Raw genomic sequence first — 19,642 nt, 5'->3', positions numbered from 1 at the left:
AATTTTGAAGATAAATTGTCAGGTGGTAAATTATGTCATATGAAGTAAAGTTAGAGGCTTTTGAAGGTCCTCTCGATTTATTATTACATTTAATCCATCGCTTGGAAATTGATATATATGATATTCCAATGGCAGAGCTTACTGCACAGTATATGGAGCATATTCAAGCGATGCAAGTTTTAGAGCTAAATGAAGCAAGTGAATATTTAGTAATGGCCGCTACACTACTTGCTATTAAAAGTAAAATGCTATTGCCGATTCACGAAGGTGAGCTTGATGATGAGGAATTCGAATTAGATGAACCTGACCCACGTGAAGAACTTGTAGCAAGATTAATAGAATATCGTAAATTTAAAGAAGCAGCTGTTAATTTGAAAGAAATGGAAACAACTCGTACAAAATATTTTACGAGACCTCCAGCGGATTTATCGGCATATGTGCCTGATGAACAATTAGTTTTGTTTGATACTACTGTGAATGTCTTTGATATGGTAGCTGCATTTCAAAAAATGTTGAATCGAAAACGATTAAAGGCACCACTTACAACAAAGGTAACAAAGCAAGATATTTCGATTAAAGACCAAATGCGTACGGTAGTTAATGTATTAAAATCAGCTCATGGACGCGCTAATTTCTATGATTTATTCCCTTATGAAGACAAAGGGACACTTGTCGTGACGTTCTTATCTCTATTAGAACTGATGAAACGACAAGTAGTAGCTGTTGAACAAGAAAATAATTTTTCGGATTTAACGGTGATTTTACGGAAGGAAGAAATAACAGATGAACAACTTGAATCGATTGATGAGTAAAATTGAGAGTCTACTTTTCATTATCGGAGAAGACGGATTAACAATTCACCAACTCTCAATTATGATTGATGCAAAAGAAGAAGAAATCGCTGAGGCAATCCAACAAATGAAGGTAAGTTACGAGGAACAAGAGGACAGAGGGATATTAATAAAAGAATTGGCAGGTACATTTCAACTTATTTCAAATCCTGAACATGCAGATTTAATCCAAAAGTTGGTAGAAAATCCTCCGAGTCAAGCATTATCTCAAGCATCACTTGAAGTATTAGCAATTGTAGCATATAAACAACCAATTACACGTGTAGAAATTGATGATTTAAGAGGTGTAAAAAGTGAGCGAGCGTTACATACTTTAAATGCAAGAGGTTTAGTACATGAAGTTGGGCGAGCTGAAGGTACTGGCCGTGCCATTTTATATGGGACTACAAAAGAATTCTTGAATTACTTTGGTATGAAGAATATTAACGAATTACCAGAGCTTCCAGAGGAAGGGATAAATGAAATTGATGAGCAACCAGATTTATTTATGTCTAAATTCCAAGAAGCTTTTCAAGAACCGCAAATAGACTGATCGCTAAAGGAGTGACATTTTGCGTCGTTGGATTGTTGTTGTATTGAGTTGTATTATTGTTCTAATGCCATTTGAAAAAACAGCAGAAGCAGCTTCAAGTTCCTACGCAGTAATTGATGCAGATACAGGAAGATTATTAGTTGGAATGAACGAGCATCAAAGACTACCAATTGCAAGTCTTACAAAGATGTGGACGGCTTTTGTAGCAGTAAAAGAAAAGGATTTAGATACTGAAACAACCATTTCGAAAAAAGCAACATTGAGTGAGGGGTCATCAATTTATCTTGTTGAAGGTGAAAAGACGACATTAAAAACACTACTAAATGGTTTACTTTTGCGATCGGGTAATGATGCTGCTACAGCAATCGCAGAAGAAGTAGGAGGCTCAGTTGGGGGATTTGTGAAATTGATGAACGACTATGCGATGCTTTATGGGTTAGCAGATACTCATTTTGAAAATCCATCTGGTCTTCATCATGACAAGCATTTATCCTCGGCCTATGACACAGCTCAAATGCTTAGAATTGGAATGCAAGAAAAGGCTTTTCGTAAAATTGCTACCACAAAATTTTATAAAAGTGATTTGCAAAATCCAACAACTTGGAAAAATAAACACAAACTTCTGCATTACAACAAATACGCCATTGCAGGAAAAACAGGTTTTACCAAAGTCGCAGGTCGTACACTTGCCACCTATTTTGAAAAAGATGGTAAGCGAATTATAGTTGTTACATTAAATGAATCGAATGACTGGCAAGTTCACTCAGAATTTGCAGAAACTGCTTTCCAAAAATATGAAAAAAGACTTTTGGCAAAACAGGGGATATATCAAGTAAGAGATGACCTTCAAGTTGAATTAAACCATCCTGTTTATGCATTAATTTCTAAAGACGAAGAGAAAAAAGTTAAATCGATCCTTAGAATGCCACGCATTGCACAAGGTGACATTGGGATTTGGTCGTTTTATTTAGACGGACAGCCGTTGATTGAAGAACCGGTTCAAATGATTTGGAAATAAAAGACTGCTGAATAAGCAGTCTTTTTGAATTTTGCGTTGTCGCAGGGGCGCATTAAGTATTTAAATGTAGTTTCTAATACTTTAATTATTAGAAAAAATATGCAATAATTTTTGAAGACTATTAGCATTAAGATTAATGAGGTGACCAAATGGAAAGACTACAGAAAGTGATTGCTCATGCAGGAATCGCATCAAGAAGAAAAGCGGAAGAATTAATTACAGAAGGTAAGGTAAAAGTAAACGGTCAAGTGGTACGAGAGCTTGGTACAAAAGTTACTGCTTCGGACTCAATCGAAGTAGAAGGCGTTAAAATTGAACAGGAAGTAAAGGTTTACTATCTATTATATAAACCAAGAGGCGTTATATCAGCAGTTTCAGATGATCGAGGTCGTAAAACTGTAGTTGATTTATTCCCGCTTGTTGAACAACGAATTTTCCCAGTGGGTCGATTAGATTACGATACTTCGGGTGTATTGTTAATGACGAATGATGGCGATTTTGCAAATATATTAACGCATCCACGTTATAATATTGATAAAACGTATGTGGCTAAAGTTAAAGGGGAACCAAGAAGAGAAGATTTGAAGAGATTAGAACGAGGAATCATGCTTGAAGATGGTAAAACGGCTCCTGCTCGAGTAAAAGTACTTTCATCAAATCGTGAACAAGGGAAATCTATTATTGCAATTACAATTCACGAAGGGCGTAATAGACAGGTACGTAGAATGTTTGAAGCAATTGGTTGCCCAGTAGAAAAGCTAAAACGTGAACAATTTGCATTTTTAGGGTTATATGGTCTAAATGCAGGAGAATCTCGTGAATTAACAGCACATGAAGTAAAACAACTTCGAGTTCTTTCCGAAACAGGAAGAATCGGCTAATTGTTGCTTTATGTTACAAAAGATTCACAAAGCATCCATATATGTAAAAGTAAATAAGCCATAATTTGATATAATAGAGTGGATTGTTTCTGTCGTTATTTAGGAGGCTTACTACGACAATGGAAAAAAAACAAAAAAGATTTTATCTGAGAGCAGCCATTTTAATAGTTCTAGTTGCAGCAATTGTTTATACAATTTATACAGCTGCACACAAAGATAATGTACAGTTATTAAAAGTGGGAGATGATGCACCTAATTTCTCATTAGTAGATTTAAATGGTGAGACCCATAAATTATCTGATTATAAAGGACAAGGTGTCTTGTTGAATTTCTGGGGAACATGGTGCAAGCCTTGTAAGAAGGAAATGCCCGCAATTAATGAGCAATACAAACAGTTCAAAGACCAAGGGGTTCAAGTTTTAGGTATTAATATCGCTCAACCTGATTTAGAAGTATCAAGCTTTACAGATAAACTTGGTGTCGAGTTTCCAATTTTACTTGATAAAACAAAAAGTGTTATGAGGGTTTATAACGTTGATCCATTACCAACTACAGTTTTAATAGACAAAAACGGTAAAATAGTGAAAATCATTACTGGAGAAATGACGGAAACAGATATAAAAAAATACCTAACAAGTATTAAACCATAAGAAGGAGTTCTAAAGGATGAAAAATATAACTTGCGAATGTGGTCATGTTAATCCCGAAGGAACGCATCTATGTGAAAAATGTGGACGACCTCTTACAGAAGAAGAAAAAAATCAAAAGATCGTTGATATGCGATACGAAGGAAGAGCGATTCGTTCGAAAACGTATAACAAAACGATAATTGATAAAGTCTGGAACTTCTTCTCAAGTGTAAAAGTTGGTGTCTCTATAATTGTGATTACATTAATAGCAGCTGCAATTGGTACGTTTTTACCTCAAGTAGTTTATGTAAATGTGACGCAAGGTGAAGATATAAAACAAGCCTACATCGACAACTATGGTACGTTCGGTAAAATCTATTACAATTTAGGATTAACCGATATTTATAGTTCATGGTGGTTCCAAACGTTAATCGGAATGTTAGCGATTTCAATCATCGTAGCAAGTCTTGATCGCGGGATTCCACTATATAAATCGTTGAAAAATCAACGTGTAAAACGTCATGAAAGTTTTATGAAACGACAACGTATTTTTGGTCAACAAGATATGACTTCAGCTGAAGCCGATGAATCATTAGACTTAGCTGAAAAGAAAATGAAAGAGTTAAAATACAAAGTTCGTAGAGAAGACGGCGTTCTTTTAGCTGAAAAAAACCGCTTTGCTCGTTCAGGTCCATATATTAACCACATAGGATTAATCATTTTTCTATTTGGTGTTATGTTGCGCCTAATGCCTGGATTTTATATCGATGAATCACTTTGGATTCGTGAAGGCGAAACTGCATCAATCCCAGGAATGGAAGGTTATTACCTACATAGTAATAAATTCACCTTCGAAACATACAAAAAAGATGAGCAAACAAAAGAATTTAATCAATCTAAAGCTGCTGTTAATTCTGTAGCGAAAAACTACCAAACTGATGTTGTCTTATACAAAGCAAAAGAAGGCGCAGTTGCTGGGGATACAAAAGATGTTGAAAAAATAAAAAATTATTCTATTAAAGTAAATGAACCATTAAAATATGATGGATATGCACTTTATCAAATGGATTTCCGTTTAAATGAACTTAAAGCGATGAATTTTAACTTGGTTAATAAAAAAACAGGTGAATCCTTAGGGGAAGTGAATATTGATTTAGCAGATCCTAAAAAAGAATATAAATTAAACGACAAAACCAAAGTTGAGATTAAAGGTTATTATCCAACATTCTCTGGATTTGATAATGGTGAGCCACAATCTGATTCTCCGATACCAAACAATCCAGCATTTATCTTTAAAATGTATACACCTGAAACACCAAAAGGCGAAACAAGTTTTGTTGCTATCAGACAAACTTTAGAACCGCTTGGTACAACAAAATATAAAATGAAATTTTCAAATGTTGAAACACGTAACGTTTCAGGTTTAACTATTCGAAAAGATAAGACACTTCCTATTCTGGCACTTGGCGGAATAATCTTTATGATAGGTGTTGTAATGGGGTCTTATTGGAGTCATCGTCGTTTATGGCTTCAAAAAACAAAAGATGGAAGACTTTTATTGGCTGCACATACAAACAAAAACTGGTTTAGTATGAAAAAAGATTTAGCTACAGTAACTGAGTTTGCCCATCTACCTGTTTGGGTTGATCAACAGGATGAAGAAAATCAAAATAAAGACCAAGAGAATAAAAAGGAAGGTGACAACACATTATGAGTTTAATTGATATTAGTAGCGCTTTACTATTTATCGCATTTATCGCGTATTTAGTAGCTACCCTATTTTTCGGTGGAGCAATTAAAGGTGCAAAACAAGATGCATCAGATTCTAACAAAAACTGGGGTAAAATTGCTATCACGATTACAATAATTGGTTTCATAGCCAACCTTGGCTATTTTATCACTCGTTGGATTTATGCTGGACATGCACCAGTTAGTAATATGTTCGAGTTTACAACAGCATTCGGTATGTTCGTTGTCGGTGCTTTTATCTTAATTTTCTTCATTTATAGAGTACCTGCTCTTGGACTATTTGCATTACCAATTGCTATTTTAATCATTGCCTATGCAAGTATGTTCCCAAAAGAAGTTAGTCCATTAATTCCAGCTCTAAAAAGTTATTGGTTAACAGTTCACGTAATTACAGCCGCAATTGGTGAATCAATTTTAGCAATCAGTGCTGTTGCCGGATTAATCTATTTGATGAAAACTGTTGATACAACGAAACGGACAAAAAGTAGTATTTGGTTAGAAGTTGTAATGTATGCAGCTGTCTTAGTACTTGGTTTCGTAATTGTTTCATCTACATTCAAGATTATGGGATATAAAGCAGACTTCACTTATGTAGACAAGAATGGTGCACAACAAGAAATTACATACAACACTCCAGCATTATTTGGTATGCATAAATACGAGCTAAAGTCACCTGATAAGATGGAACCATTAGCTGAGATGCCTGCTATTGTCAATGCGAAAAAATTAACTACTGTAGTATGGTCTATAATAACTGGAACAATTCTATATGGATTAATTCGATTAATCGTACGTAAACCAATTTCACGTATGGTACAACCCCTTACAAAACGTGCTAATTCTCAATTATTAGACGAAATTGGTTATCGTTCAGTATTAATTGGTTTCCCAGTATTCACATTAGGGGCATTAATCTTTGCAATGATTTGGGCACAAGAAGCTTGGTCTCGATTCTGGGGCTGGGATCCAAAAGAAGTATGGGCATTAATTACTTGGTTATTTTACGCAGCTTTTCTTCACTTACGTCTATCAAAAGGTTGGCAAGGTGAAAAATCTGCATGGCTTGCTGTAATAGGCTTTGTTATTATTATGTTCAACCTTGTTGCTGTTAACTTAATTATCGCTGGTCTACACTCATACGCTGGATAATGTATTATTAAAAAAAGCCTTTTCCTTAATATGAGGAAAAGGCTTTTCTTTTCTTTCCATTTTGTATGACTGATTGTACAATAAAAGTATAGAATACTGGGAGGCATATATTGTGACTGAACAAATTTCGATTTTAGTGGTAGATGACGAAGATCGCATCCGCCGTTTGTTAAAAATGTACTTAGAACGTGAAGGGTATGAAGTAGAAGAAGCCGAAAATGGTGAACAAGCAGTAGAAAAAGCTCTTACTAATGAATATCATTGTATTCTTTTAGATATTATGATGCCAGAAAAAGATGGATTAGAAGTTTGTAAAGAGATTCGCGATATAAAAACAACACCTATTATTTTATTAACCGCTAAAGGTGAAGAAGCAAATAGAGTTGAAGGTTTTGAAACAGGTGCCGACGATTATATAGTGAAACCGTTTAGCCCAAGAGAAGTAGTTTTACGTGTAAAGGCGATTTTACGTCGTTCTGCTGCATTTTCTCCAATTTCTGTCTCTTCATCGTCAAAAGATTTAGTAGTATTCCCACATTTAACAATTGATCATGATGCACACCGTGTTTCTGCTGATGGTGTTGAAGTAAACTTAACGCCAAAAGAATATGAATTGCTTTATTTCTTAGCGAAAGCACCAGACAAGGTATTTGATCGAGAGCAACTATTAAAAGAGGTTTGGCATTATGATTTCTTCGGTGATCTACGAACTGTCGATACCCACGTTAAACGTTTACGCGAAAAACTAAATCGAGTATCTGAAAATGCAGCGAAAATGATTGTAACAGTATGGGGCGTTGGCTATAAATTTGAGGTAGTCAATGACTAGAATATGGAACAGTGTTGTCGGGAAGCTATGGGTAACCATTTTGCTTCTCGTTTCATTTGTATTGTTTGTTTTTACAGTATTAATGCTAGAATTTCTATCTAAATACCATACCCAACAATCTGAAGCATTACTTCGCCAAGAAGCGACTACAATTGCAAGAATAGTAGATGAGCATGAGACAATAACGTCCACAAAATCGATTATCAGTGATATTTTGAGTGATGAAACGAATGCAGTAATCGTTGATAATACAGGTAAATTAGCATTTTCCCTTCAAGAAGGTCTAAACCAAGATCAGATTAAGGATAAAATTATTGGTGAAAAATCATTTAATCAAGTTTTTACTTCAAACAAACCGGTAGTCAAAGAAATGATGCTACCATCATCAACTGAAAAGGATCATGTGGAATCCTATATAGTTATGGCTTTTCCTTTAAATTCTCATAAAGTTAATCACGGTGTTGTTTACATTTATCAAAGTCCTGATGCAATTCATCGTACAACTAATGAGACTACAAAAATTGTCTTTCTAGCTGCAGCGATTGCTTTTATACTAACAACTTTCTTTGCTTTCTTCTTATCAACTCGAATTACATCACCATTACGTAAAATGCGAGAGGCAGCTTTCGAGTTAGCAAAAGGAAACTTCGATAAAAAAGTTCCAGTATTACAAAATGATGAAATTGGCCAATTAGGTACTGCATTTAACCAAATGGGGCGTCAATTAAAGCATCATATGGAAGTTATTAATCAAGAAAAAGAACAACTTTCAAGTATTCTAACATCTATGACAGATGCTGTGATAACATTCAACAGTGATCGAACAGTCATATTAAGTAATCCACCAGCAGAGTTATTATTACAAAAATGGTTTATTAATAAAGGCTCTGATAGTGAACATCCAATTCCACCAGAAATTTTTCATATGCTAGAGCATGTGATTGACTTGGAAGAAGAATTACGGGAAGAACTTGAGTTGGGTGGCACGTATTTCTTGATTTCAATTAGTCCACTTTATAGCGGAGATTCTGTACGGGGAGCCGTTGCCGTATTGCGAGATAAAACGGAAGAACATCGCTTAGATAAGCTTCGATCAGATTTTATCGCTAATGTGTCACATGAATTACGAACTCCTATAGCAATGTTACAAGGTTACAGTGAAGCCATTATAGATGATGTAGTATCTAGTGAAGATGAACGTAATGAAATGATACGTATTATTTATGATGAATCACAACGAATGGGTCGACTAGTAACAGATTTATTGGATCTAGCTCGTATGGAGTCGGGGAATATCACTTTATACAAAGATCAAGTACCAATAACACCAGTTTTTGAACGAATTACGCAAAAATTTGTACAAGTTGCAAAGGAGAAAGGTGTAGAGTTGACCTATTCTTCAACATTTGATGATCTAATACCAATTAGTATTGATGAAGACCGTATTGAACAAGTATTAACTAATTTGATTGATAATGCAATTCGCCATACAAAAGAAAACGGTACAGTACAAGTAATTGTAGACCAACAAGTTACTTACGCTCGTATTCAAATAAAGGATACTGGTGCAGGTATTCCAAAAGAAGATTTAGAGTATGTATTTGAACGTTTCTATAAAGCGGATAAAGCAAGAACAAGAGGGAAAGGTGGTACAGGCCTGGGACTTGCTATAGCCAAAAATATAGTGGAGGCACATAAAGGTCGTATTACAGTTGAAAGTGAAGTTGATGTAGGAACCAACTTTATTTTCTATTTACCTCTTGAAGTAAATCAAGAAAATTCGAAAGCTTAATGTTTATGAGGATGTCTAACAATTATTTTCTTAAATTGTTGGGCATTCTTTTTTTTTGAGGATGTTCATAAAATATCTTGAAGCAATAAGCAGGATTAAACCTGTTCTTGAAGTTAACGCTATCAGTAAAAATAAAAATTTGTTGAAAAATCTAGCTGCCGAGACCCCATAGTGAAAGGGTTTTTGAAAAGAGAAACCGTAGGAACTAGCGAAATGGGAGAGGGCAGAATCTGATATCGTTAGTTTTTTCAAAGCCTTAACTATCAATTTACATTGAACCTTCTTAATAGAATTTTAAATAATTAAAGCTGACTATTTCCGTAGGATTACTAAAATTTTGAGGGGGATTGAGATTAAAGCCTTTACAAAATCTTCTTTTTTTTATATAGTTACATTGTAATTAAAAAATTATATTGATTCATCTTCGGGGCAGGGTGAAATTCCCGATCGGCGGTATTAGAGAACTATGTATTACTCTTGAGCCCGCGAGCCGTAAGGCAGGACTTGGTGAGATTCCAAGGCCGACAGTATAGTCTGGATGGGAGAAGGTGAAGGTACGGTCGTCTATTTACTATACTATTTTATTAATAGTGTAAAGAGGCGTTTATTTGACTATGCCTATTTCTCCCTTAAGCTGACAAAGCTTAAGGGTTTTTTATTGCATATCATTAATCCCGGACCTTTCCTCTTTTTGAAGTGAATCGCAAAAGGAGAGAAAGAAATGAAAAACACAAAATTGCAAAAGATGGTTTCAATCGGAATGTTAAGTAGTATTTCATTTGTATTGATGATTTTTAATTTTCCACTACCGCCTTTTCCAGCATTTTTAGAAGTTGATTTTAGTGATGTTCCAGCACTTTTAGCAACAATTACAATGGGACCCGTTGCAGGGATCCTAGTAGAATTTATTAAAAACGTATTAAACTGGTTCTATGTTGGTAGTCCAACAGGTGTTCCAGTTGGTCAAATTGCAAACTTTACAACAGGTGTATTATTTATTATTCCAGTTTACTTTGTTTATAAACGTTTATCCTCAGCAAAGGGATTAACAACAGGTTTAGTTATTGGTACCTTAACCATGGCAATTGGTATGAGTGTTTTGAACTATTTCGTATTTATGCCGATGTATAACTACTTCCTAAATGTACCTACAGAAACGGGCATGGCTTTAACAAAATCAATTGTAACAGGTATTCTACCATTTAATATTATTAAAGGGGTTATCTTAACAACAATTGTGTTATTGCTATTCTCCAATATGAAAAAATGGATTATAAAACAACGTAATACTTATATAAATGAATAAAATATATAAATTAAAAGACTATCTTAAAAAAAGAGATAGTCTTTTTTACTTTGGCAATCCTTCTGCGACGAACCTAGCGTAGTGATCTATGACCAAACGAGGAGGCTTGGAGGAAATGGGAGGCATATGATTCGTAGAAACCTCTAAGTTTTACTAAACACTTTACATAGTAACTTTTATCTTTTTAAAGAAGGAGCTTTATTTCCCGGGAAAGTAAAACATAAAAAATGAAATAATATATGAAAATTATCTAGTAGTTCTTTTTTGAAATCAAATTGTTATCCAGGCATTTTTTTTGCATAAAAAGAGAAGGAAAGATATAATTTGAAGGATATTTTATGTTTTGAAGCATAAAATCTGCAATGATAAGTTTTCAATTTTATTAACTGAAAATAGAGTCTATCTCTAATATCTTGCAAATATTATAGGATAGGTGATAAATATGAATTACCGTGTTTTACTTTATTATTTTTATACAATAATTGAAGATCCAGAAAAGTTTGCTACAGACCATTTAGCTTTTTGTAAATCAATAGAATTAAAGGGTCGTATTTTAGTAGCAACTGAAGGGATCAATGGGACAGTTTCGGGAACGGTTGAACAAACGGATGCTTATATGGAATATATGAAGGCAGATCCAAAATTTGATGGAATTGTTTTTAAAATAGATGAAGCAGAAGGTCATGCTTTCAAAAAAATGCATGTAAGACCTAAAAATGAATTAGTAAATTTAAGTTTAGAAGATGATATAAACCCACATGAATTAACAGGAAATTATTTAGAACCTGCTGAATTTTATAAAAAGATGCAAGAAGAAAATACTGTGATAATCGATGCGCGCAATACGTATGAATACGATTTAGGACATTTTAGAGGTGCAGTAAGACCAGATGTTCAAAATTTCCGCGAATTACCTGACTGGATACGCGAAAACAAAGAACAATTTGAAGGTAAACAAATTCTTACTTATTGTACTGGCGGTATCCGTTGTGAAAAATTCTCTGGTTGGATGAAAAGAGAAGGATTTGATAATGTTAGTCAATTACATGGTGGTATTGTCACATACGGAAAAGATGAAGTGGCAAAAGGTCAATTATGGAATGGTCAATGCTATGTCTTTGACGAACGAATCTCTGTACCAGTAAACCAAGTAGAGAATGTGGTTGTAGGACATGATCATTTTGACGGGGAACCATGTGAACGATACATTAACTGTGCAAATCCGGAATGTAATAAGCAAATCCTATGTTCTGAAGAAAATGAACATAAATATTTAGGGGGGTGTACACATGAATGTAGAGTACATCCACGAAACCGATATATCACTCGCAATGGCTTAACTGCACAAGAAGTGAAAGTACGATTAGCAGCTATTGGTGAAACATTAGCTTAATAAATTTAGTAGAGTGATCTGATAAATGAAACATAGTTCACTTTTCTAATCTCAGTTAAAAGCTGGTTTGAGAAGGGAAAGAGAATATTGATTATTCAAGGTAAATTAGATCTTCAATTAATGAAAGGTCCGAGCTTATTATTCTTAGATAATGAACCATTAGCTAAAAAGCTCTCTCCTTACGATGGTGAACAAGTAACTGTAACTTTTAAATTACCTGATATTGAAAAAAAAGTAACGGGCATTGCTGAAATTTTTTATTTTGAAGGTAAAGATGGTTATGGTGGCGATAAATTTACAAATGATTTTGATATCGAAGAGTTTGATTGTATTGAATGGTTGTCTAATTTTGATGGAAAACATGTAATAATTACAATTGAGTAATTAATTGTAATTTGGTAAGTTTGCATACCAAATCTTGATTTATGTAAAAAACAAATATCCTCTTCCAAAATTTTGAAGGAAGAGGATATTTTTTAGCTGTTTTTGAAATAATCAAGAATAAATTGTTGGAATTGCTTTGTTGCTGGAGAAAGATAACGCCCCTCAGCCCAAGCCATGCCGATTACTCGTTCAAGCTTCAAATCACTTATGTGTATTTTGGCAATTCGTTGTGGATTGATTTCTACTCCATCAGGCAATATTGATACGCCGAGGCCGGCTGCTACAAATCCAGCAACAGTGGCTACTTCATCGCCTTCAAATGTAATTTTCGGTTCAAAGTGAGTTTTTTTAAAAAAACCGTCCAATTGAATTCTTAAAGCATATCCTTTTTTTAATAAGATAAATGATTCATTTGCCAACTCTTTCATTGTAATCGTTTGATGTGTAGCTAAAGGATGACAAATAGGTACGATTGCGAATAATTCTTCACGCCAAAGCTCTGTCCACTGAATCGGTTTTTCTGTTTCCATTTCAGCAAGTAAGCATAAATCCAGTTCACCTGATTGTAGTTGTTTAAGCTGAAGGTGGGTATGACTTTGCTTTAAAATAAAATGAATATCATGATGTTGCTTTCTAAACCGCATGATTAAGTCTGGTACGACATTTGTTCCTAGTGTATGTAAAAAGCCAAGTGAAACTTCACCATGGTTTGGATCAACTATCTCTTGAATCTCATGCAATCCATCTTGATATTCGCGCATTATGTTATGAACACGATTTACGAATATTTCTCCATAACGATTTAATATAATTGAGCGTCCTTGTCTTTCAAATAAAGGTACGCCTAACTCGTCCTCTAAACGGGCAATCGATCGGCTAAGAGCTGGTTGAGAAATGGATAATTGCTCAGCGGCCTTTGTCATATGTTGTATTCTCGCTAGTACTTGAAAGTATTCTAGCTGTTGCCATTCCATTTGGGTTTCTCTCCTTTAATCATGCTTTTTTACATCATTTTGGTTCCAATCATAAATAACAAACCTTTTGAAGTCAATAAAAAAACACTAAGGGATGATCCCTTACGTGTTCATTTTTGTACTTTCATAAATGTTACTGTACGAGCATCCGAATCATACAAGCACCATTCGCGGTTATCAACAACAGAGCCAACATTAATACCATACTTTTTATTCTTTAAATGAAAAGGTTGTCCGTAATCAAATTCCTTTTTATTTCCTTTTTTATAGATTGCAGCATCATGGCTATGTCCGAAAAAGACGATAGGTGCTTCAAGTTGATCCAAAAAAGGCTTCCAATCAGTGGACCACTTAAATTGGTGCCCATGAATAACCTCTGCGCCTTCAATTTCTATTGATTCTGGCAAATCTGAGAATGTATCTAAACCCGTTACCATCATAATTCGTTCTTCCTGATTACCTCTAACCGAAGGGAAGTTCAATAGTTGTGTAAACTCATCTGATAACTCAGCAGCTTCATCTAATTTAATACCAACAATATTCTTTGCTTTCTTTTTACCAATTTTACATTCAAATAAATCGCCAAGTCCAATAATTTCAGCATTTTCAGCATTTTCACTAATATCGGCTAGAACAGCTTTAGTATCTGATACGCTGGAATGAAGATCGCCAAGTATTGCATATTGCATGCTAACAGTCCTTTCAAAAAATATATGTAAGAGTTTATCACAAAATGTAGCGACCTGAAACGATTTTGTCTAGAGGAAACAGTCATATTATGTAGAATAAAAGACATAGAGAAAATATTATGACAATTGTGTAACAGCAATTACGCTTCTGTTAAAACAGGAGAAAAAGACTATACAAATATATGATTAGTGTTATCATTAAATAGAATTTAAAAACTAAAAACTATACATAGTAATAATTAATTGAAATGAGATGATTTAGATTGAATATGCGTTCAAAATGGGCTCGAACTGTAGTTGTTACTCTAGCACTAGCTTGTGGCTTTATGTATACATCAGAACCTTTACAAGTAGATGCTAAAACATCAGCACAGATGATTCAAAAGAAAGCTGAAATTGATAAGAAAATCAAAAAGTTAAACAAAGAAATTAAACAATTGCAAAAAAAGCTTGATAAAAAGCAACAAGAATACGGAAAAACTGTAAATGACATTAGCGAAACAAATAAAGAGATAAAAGAAACTGAAAAAAATATTGAAGAGCGTTCGACAATAATTGAAGATCGTTTAAAAGCATACCAAAACCAAGATAATACAATTAGTCCATATGTAGAAGCAGTTCTTGGCGCAGATAGTTTTGCTGATGCTGTAAGTCGTACAGTTTCAGTTAAAACAATTTTAGATGCAGATCAAAACTTACTAGATGATCAAAAAGCAGATAAAAAGAAACTAGCAGAAGAAAAGCAAGCACTACAAGATAAACAAGCAAAACTACAACAGCAATTCCAAGAAATGCAAGATGAAGAAAATCATTTAGAAACGAAAAAAGCAGAAAATAAAGCAAAATCTTTAAAATTAAAAGAACAAATTGCTACAAAAAAACAACAAGAAAAACTTGAAAGAGAACGTAAAAAACGTGAAGAAGAAGCAAAACGTTTAAAAGCTCTACAAGAAAAACAATTTTTGGAAGCAAAAAAATTAAAAGCGGCTTCTATAAGTGAAACTAGTAATTCAGTACAACAAAATTTAGGCGATGCGGGTAATGGTACAAATGGAGCTAAAGTTACAGATAGCGATCAAAAAGCACCAAGCGTTTCAGGATCAGGATCTGCAAAAGCTGCGATTGCTGAAGCAAGCAAATTTTTAGGACGAGCTTATGTATGGGGAGGAAGTAATCCATCTACGGGCTTTGACTGTTCTGGCTTAACACAATGGTCATTTAAACAAGCTGGTGTTTCACTACCTCGTACAGCAGCACAACAATATTTAGCTACGAAAAAAGTAAGTGCAAGTGAAGCTAAAGCTGGGGATTTAGTGTTCTTTAGTTATGGCTCTGGTGTAGCACATGTTGGAATCTACTTAGGTGGAGGAAGAATGCTGGATGCACAAAATAACGGTGTAGTTGTCGAGTCACTAGATTGGTGGAATAAGTATTTAGTTGGCTATGGTCGTATTGCAGGCGTAAACTAATAATCTAGTAATAATTTTATAAGGAAAAGTCTTCTATTTAGAAGGCTTTTTTCTATTAATCGTTTTTCATCGTCAAAAGAGATTGATTTATTATAAAGCCCTCATTACATTGGTCCATATGAAATGTAATAAGGGCTTTATTTTTTTTTCGAAATATTTCAATTTAGTCTTATTTACAAATGATTTATCTTTGTAACGTTTACTTTTACTGTAAGGGTATGATGGCCGTCACCTGTATATACACCTTCGATAGGGCTGACATCCGTGTAGTCACGACCTGCACAGAGTATTGTATGGTTTTCTAGCGCTTCGATATCATTTGTGGGATCTAAACCAACCCACCCCACACCTGGTACCATTATTTCTACCCAAGCATGTGTAGCGGAATCTCCAATTAAGTCATCGTCTTTTCCAACATATAAATAGCCACTTATATAACGTGCAGGGATGCCATTTGCTCGTAATACGCCAATCATAATATGTGAGTAGTCTTGACATACGCCTGCTTTCAAGTCATATGCTTCTTGTGCAGTTGTTTTAACGTTCGTTACGTCAACATCATAGCGAATATGGGTGTGCAAATAGGTCATAAGTGCTAATGAAAATTCTATAGGATTATTACGATAACCGATGACATCATTAATTTCCGCTATTTGAACATCTGTTAAATGTGTATATTTAGTAGACTGTAAATAATGTAAATAGTGTTCTTTGAAAAGTTGTGATTCAAAAATATCTTTCATTTTTGCTGAAAAACTAAGCTGATCCATAAGAGGTGCTTTTTGAATACTAACGATTGATGTTGTCTTAATTTCTAGCTTGTCATGCTTTTGAGGGATATAAAAGGTACCAGCAGGATTATTCCAAATATCAGTATATTCTCTTGTTACTGAATTTGGCGATATTTGAATCTCATAGGATAATATTCTTTGGCATTCGTTTATTCGCGGCTTTAAACGAATAGTATTTAAACTTTGTTCAACAGGGCTGTCATATTCAAAAGTATTTCTGTGCGTAATTTTATATTTCATTGCATGTGATTCTCCTCTTGCTGTGTCTTGTTACCGATGTTCACTCACTTTCATATGGATATTGGGCTCAATTAAATAATAAGTTTCGTTAAATATTGAGCCAATTGAAAGCAATCGATTTAATAAGTCACGTATCCACTTTTGCTTTTGTTCGATTGATAAAGTTGTTGCGTCAGTGGAGGCTGTTTGTAGTAATGCATTTAATTCCTGCATAAGTGGATAAATACGACTATTGCTATTGTTTTTTTCAATGATCGCAATGCTCTGCTTAATATGTTGTATGCAATAAGTGATGGAATGTGTGCATGTCACATCGCCTATTAAGTAATTTAAAACAAGATCAGTGTTGCAAAGGCGATGTTTTTTGGAGTAATCATATAACGACTGTGTGAATTGAAGACTAAATGTTGCAGTACATTTTCTTACCTCATGTTCTTTCTTTTGAAGCAATTCATTTAAAATGATAGTTGTTTTTTCTGCACGCTCAATCCAGCGACCAATCTTGAAAAAATGATAACTTTCATCACGAGGCATGAGTGTATTAATAATGCCAGCTGCTGTAAGGGATGTATGATAAACTTTTTCTAAGAAATCATTTGTTTCTAATAATGAAAACATCTTACCTTGTGGCACATCTTTAATTGATAAATATAATTCATTCCATTCTTCCCATAAAGCATGTGGAATAATGTCTCGAGTAATTCGTGCATTTTCACGAACTCTACAAGTCGTTTCAATGATTGAATTCTGATTTTCTTTAGAATACAGTAAATAATCACTTAGATTGCGAACAGATAAACGATTATAGGTCATTAGAAATTGATTTGAAGAGCCACAAATATTTAGAATAACTTTCCAATCCTCTAAATAAGTCAAATCAAATCCAGATTCCTCTAACATATTCGAAAGTTGTGTATGAATAATATGTGCATTCCCAGCTGTACGTTCACTATTTCGTGCCATCCAATATAAAGATTCTGCCACTCTACTTAGCATATTGAATTGCCTCCTTTAACACCCATGTATCTTTAGCGCCTCCACCTTGAGAAGAGTTAACTACAAGTGAGCCTTCTTTCAGTGCAACACGTGATAATCCACCTAGTAATACAGTTGTTTCGCTTCCTTTCATAACGAAAACACGTAAATCTACATGGCAAGGATAGAAACGATTATTTTGATATACAGGTGCACGAGATAACTTAATTGTTGGTTGTGCAATATATTGATGAGGTTCCTTTAGAATTTTATCGCGGAATATCTCAATCTCTTTAGGAGAAGCATGAGGTCCAATTAGCATATCGTAGCCACCGGATGCACCAACATTTTTGACAACTAATTCATGTAGGTGATCTAGAACCCAGTTGCGCTGGTTTGGATCGTTCAGCATATATGTTTTTACATTTTGGATCATTGGCTCCTCATTTAAATAATAACGAATCATATCCGGTACATATGAATACATCGCTTTATCATCTGCAACTCCATTGCCAACTGCATTTAAGATCGCTACATTTCCTGCTTTATACGCTGCTATGATATCAGGTACTCCAAGAAGGGAGTCCTTACGAAAAACAGAGGGATCTAAAAAATCGTCATCAATCCGGCGATAAATGATATCAACTCGTTCTAAACCCCGAATTGTTTTCATGTAAACAAAATTATTTTGGACGATTAAATCCTTTCCCTCTACAAGCGAAATATTGAGTTGTTTTGCTAGAAATACATGATCATAATATGCTGAATTATAAATGCCAGCAGTTAGTAATACGGCATGCGGTTCTTGATCTTGTGATAAATTCTTTGGACGATGAGCTAGTAAAGCTTCACGCATGATTGCAAGTTGATGCTCAAATGTGTGTAACGAATATTTTGAAAAGAATTCTGGATAGACTTGTTTCATAATGGCACGATTTTTGAAGACATAAGACATACCTGAAGGATTTCGTAAATTATCTTCGAGAACGCGGTAAGTACCGTGCTCATCACGTATTAAATCAATACCTGCTAAGAAAATATGATTACCTAGTGGAATCTTCGCACCAATCACTTCTCTATAAAAATAAGGGTTGTTATGCACAAGAGTAGGGGGGATAATGCCGGCTTTTATAATCTTTTGTTCGTGATAGATATCATGTAAAAAATGGTTGAGTGCTTCAACACGTTGTTTTATCCCATTTTCAATCGTTTGCCACTGTTCATGTGTAATTATTATGGGAACAAAATCAAAAGGCATGGTCCTTTCTGTTCCACCTTCTGAGCCATATACAGTAAAAGTGATCCCTTGTTTTAAAAAACGAGATTGCGCTGAATCATTCTTCTGTTGTAATTCGAGGTCTGAAAATTCAGTTAATTTATCAAAGAAAGCTTTATAATGACTCTTTGGTTTATTATTTTCAAGCATTTCATCAAAATATATTTTCGTTTCATAGGGTTGGAACATTTATTAGCCTCCTAAGATTCACAAGTTGTATAGACAATTCTTATCTATTAAACATACTCTTTAACATTAGAGAATTCCTCTATTAAAATAGATAAAATTTATTATTATTTATAATGATATGATTTACAGGTACGAAATGATGTTAGAAAGATAAATTTTTTGTAGACGCTATAATATAGTTGAAATCTATGTTGGACACAAAAATACTATATTACAACATCTCCAAGGACATTGAAGAAATATGCGGGGAAATATATATTTGAATGTGAGTTCACAAAATATCTATATTTAGTTAGCCGTTTCAAATAGGGAACATAAAATATTGGATTTGAGCGATTTTAATGAGATTCCGATACGCTAGCTTCGACTAAATAGGACTACGTTGAAGGCTCTTAAAAAGTAAAAATAGATGAAAGATTATATAAAAAATCTAATATAGCTATCTTTGTTGATGTGGAATTAGCGAAGACTCCTGCGGGAAAGCGAGACAGGTGAGACCCCGCAGTGAAATTAAGGAACGGAGTCT

The 19,642-nt window shown here is 34.3% G+C and carries 18 protein-coding genes and 1 riboswitch; of the genes, 13 read left to right on the top strand and 5 right to left on the bottom strand.

Translation table 11 applies throughout. The annotated features are described in order from the left end of the window. Positions 1-32 precede the first annotated feature (32 nt). The 12 genes from ABE048_RS14685 to ABE048_RS14630 all read left to right on the top strand — a co-directional run bounded on the left by ABE048_RS14685 (position 33) and on the right by ABE048_RS14630 (position 12,513). On the top strand, positions 33-812 hold the full coding sequence (locus ABE048_RS14685) for a segregation/condensation protein A (protein ID WP_430312011.1): 780 nt from the start codon (positions 33-35) through the stop codon (positions 810-812). Continuing rightward, a complete protein-coding gene (gene scpB / locus ABE048_RS14680) occupies positions 784-1,383 on the top strand; it encodes an SMC-Scp complex subunit ScpB (RefSeq protein WP_430312010.1) in 600 nt (199 codons plus the stop codon). The genes ABE048_RS14685 and scpB overlap by 29 nt, the downstream gene beginning before the upstream one ends. A gap of 19 nt (positions 1,384-1,402) precedes the next feature. Then, positions 1,403-2,401 (top strand): D-alanyl-D-alanine carboxypeptidase family protein, encoded by a 999-nt coding sequence (locus ABE048_RS14675; protein WP_430312009.1) that lies wholly within the window; start codon positions 1,403-1,405, stop codon positions 2,399-2,401. A 149-nt stretch (positions 2,402-2,550) separates the two neighbouring features. Next, a complete protein-coding gene (locus ABE048_RS14670; RefSeq protein WP_430312008.1) occupies positions 2,551-3,282 on the top strand; it encodes a pseudouridine synthase in 732 nt (243 codons plus the stop codon). 119 nt (positions 3,283-3,401) lie between these two features. Continuing rightward, entirely contained in the window at positions 3,402-3,932 is a 531-nt protein-coding gene (gene resA, locus ABE048_RS14665) for a thiol-disulfide oxidoreductase ResA (RefSeq protein WP_430312007.1), read from the top strand. A gap of 16 nt (positions 3,933-3,948) precedes the next feature. After that, the gene (gene resB / locus ABE048_RS14660; RefSeq protein WP_430312006.1) at positions 3,949-5,625 is read left to right on the top strand and encodes a cytochrome c biogenesis protein ResB; all 1,677 of its coding nucleotides are present in this window, start codon (positions 3,949-3,951) and stop codon (positions 5,623-5,625) included. After that, on the top strand, positions 5,622-6,809 hold the full coding sequence (ccsB, locus tag ABE048_RS14655) for a c-type cytochrome biogenesis protein CcsB (RefSeq protein ID WP_430312005.1): 1,188 nt from the start codon (positions 5,622-5,624) through the stop codon (positions 6,807-6,809). The genes resB and ccsB overlap by 4 nt, the downstream gene beginning before the upstream one ends. 112 nt (positions 6,810-6,921) lie before the next feature. Then, positions 6,922-7,638 carry a response regulator transcription factor gene (locus ABE048_RS14650; RefSeq protein ID WP_430312004.1) on the top strand — a complete coding sequence of 239 codons (717 nt, stop codon included), beginning with the start codon at positions 6,922-6,924 and terminating at the stop codon, positions 7,636-7,638. After that, positions 7,631-9,430: an ATP-binding protein gene (locus tag ABE048_RS14645; RefSeq protein ID WP_430312003.1), complete on the top strand. Its 1,800-nt coding sequence runs from the start codon at positions 7,631-7,633 to the stop codon at positions 9,428-9,430. The genes ABE048_RS14650 and ABE048_RS14645 overlap by 8 nt, the downstream gene beginning before the upstream one ends. 416 nt (positions 9,431-9,846) lie before the next feature. Then, a riboswitch (FMN riboswitch) is annotated at positions 9,847-9,984 on the top strand. Positions 9,985-10,151: 167 nt separating this feature from the next. After that, positions 10,152-10,736 (top strand): ECF transporter S component, encoded by a 585-nt coding sequence (locus ABE048_RS14640; protein ID WP_430312002.1) that lies wholly within the window; start codon positions 10,152-10,154, stop codon positions 10,734-10,736. 442 nt (positions 10,737-11,178) lie between these two features. After that, positions 11,179-12,129, top strand: coding sequence for a rhodanese-related sulfurtransferase (locus tag ABE048_RS14635; RefSeq protein WP_430312001.1), 951 nt, complete (start codon positions 11,179-11,181; stop codon positions 12,127-12,129). Positions 12,130-12,216: 87 nt separating this feature from the next. Beyond that, positions 12,217-12,513, top strand: a complete 297-nt coding sequence (locus ABE048_RS14630; protein ID WP_430312000.1) for a hypothetical protein — start codon at positions 12,217-12,219, stop codon at positions 12,511-12,513. A 92-nt stretch (positions 12,514-12,605) separates the two neighbouring features. Here the strand turns inward: ABE048_RS14630 and ABE048_RS14625 are convergent, their stop codons facing one another. Together ABE048_RS14625 and ABE048_RS14620 are read right to left on the bottom strand one after the other, a co-directional pair. After that, on the bottom strand, positions 12,606-13,487 hold the full coding sequence (locus tag ABE048_RS14625) for a LysR family transcriptional regulator (RefSeq protein WP_430311999.1): 882 nt from the start codon (positions 13,485-13,487) through the stop codon (positions 12,606-12,608). 110 nt (positions 13,488-13,597) lie between these two features. After that, positions 13,598-14,176: a metallophosphoesterase family protein gene (locus tag ABE048_RS14620; RefSeq protein ID WP_430311998.1), complete on the bottom strand. Its 579-nt coding sequence runs from the start codon at positions 14,174-14,176 to the stop codon at positions 13,598-13,600. A gap of 269 nt (positions 14,177-14,445) precedes the next feature. Between ABE048_RS14620 and ABE048_RS14615 the strand changes: the two genes are divergently transcribed. Further along, positions 14,446-15,645, top strand: a complete 1,200-nt coding sequence (locus ABE048_RS14615; protein WP_430312026.1) for an NlpC/P60 family protein — start codon at positions 14,446-14,448, stop codon at positions 15,643-15,645. A 173-nt stretch (positions 15,646-15,818) separates the two neighbouring features. On the opposite strand, the gene ABE048_RS14610 is transcribed toward ABE048_RS14615, so the two are convergent. Genes ABE048_RS14610 through ABE048_RS14600 form a run of 3 tightly spaced genes read right to left on the bottom strand, consistent with a single transcriptional unit; the run spans position 15,819 to position 19,116 of the window. Beyond that, a complete protein-coding gene (locus ABE048_RS14610) occupies positions 15,819-16,676 on the bottom strand; it encodes a transglutaminase family protein (RefSeq protein ID WP_430311997.1) in 858 nt (285 codons plus the stop codon). Between the two features lie 30 nt (positions 16,677-16,706). Then, entirely contained in the window at positions 16,707-17,672 is a 966-nt protein-coding gene (locus ABE048_RS14605; RefSeq protein WP_430311996.1) for an alpha-E domain-containing protein, read from the bottom strand. Beyond that, entirely contained in the window at positions 17,662-19,116 is a 1,455-nt protein-coding gene (locus tag ABE048_RS14600; RefSeq protein WP_430311995.1) for a circularly permuted type 2 ATP-grasp protein, read from the bottom strand. The genes ABE048_RS14605 and ABE048_RS14600 overlap by 11 nt, the downstream gene beginning before the upstream one ends. Positions 19,117-19,642: the final 526 nt, after the last annotated feature.

Origin of the sequence: Rummeliibacillus pycnus, from assembly GCF_050459865.1 — a bacterium.
In the GTDB taxonomy this organism is placed as follows: domain Bacteria; phylum Bacillota; class Bacilli; order Bacillales_A; family Planococcaceae; genus Rummeliibacillus; species Rummeliibacillus pycnus_B.
This window is presented reverse-complemented; position numbering and strand designations above follow the sequence as displayed.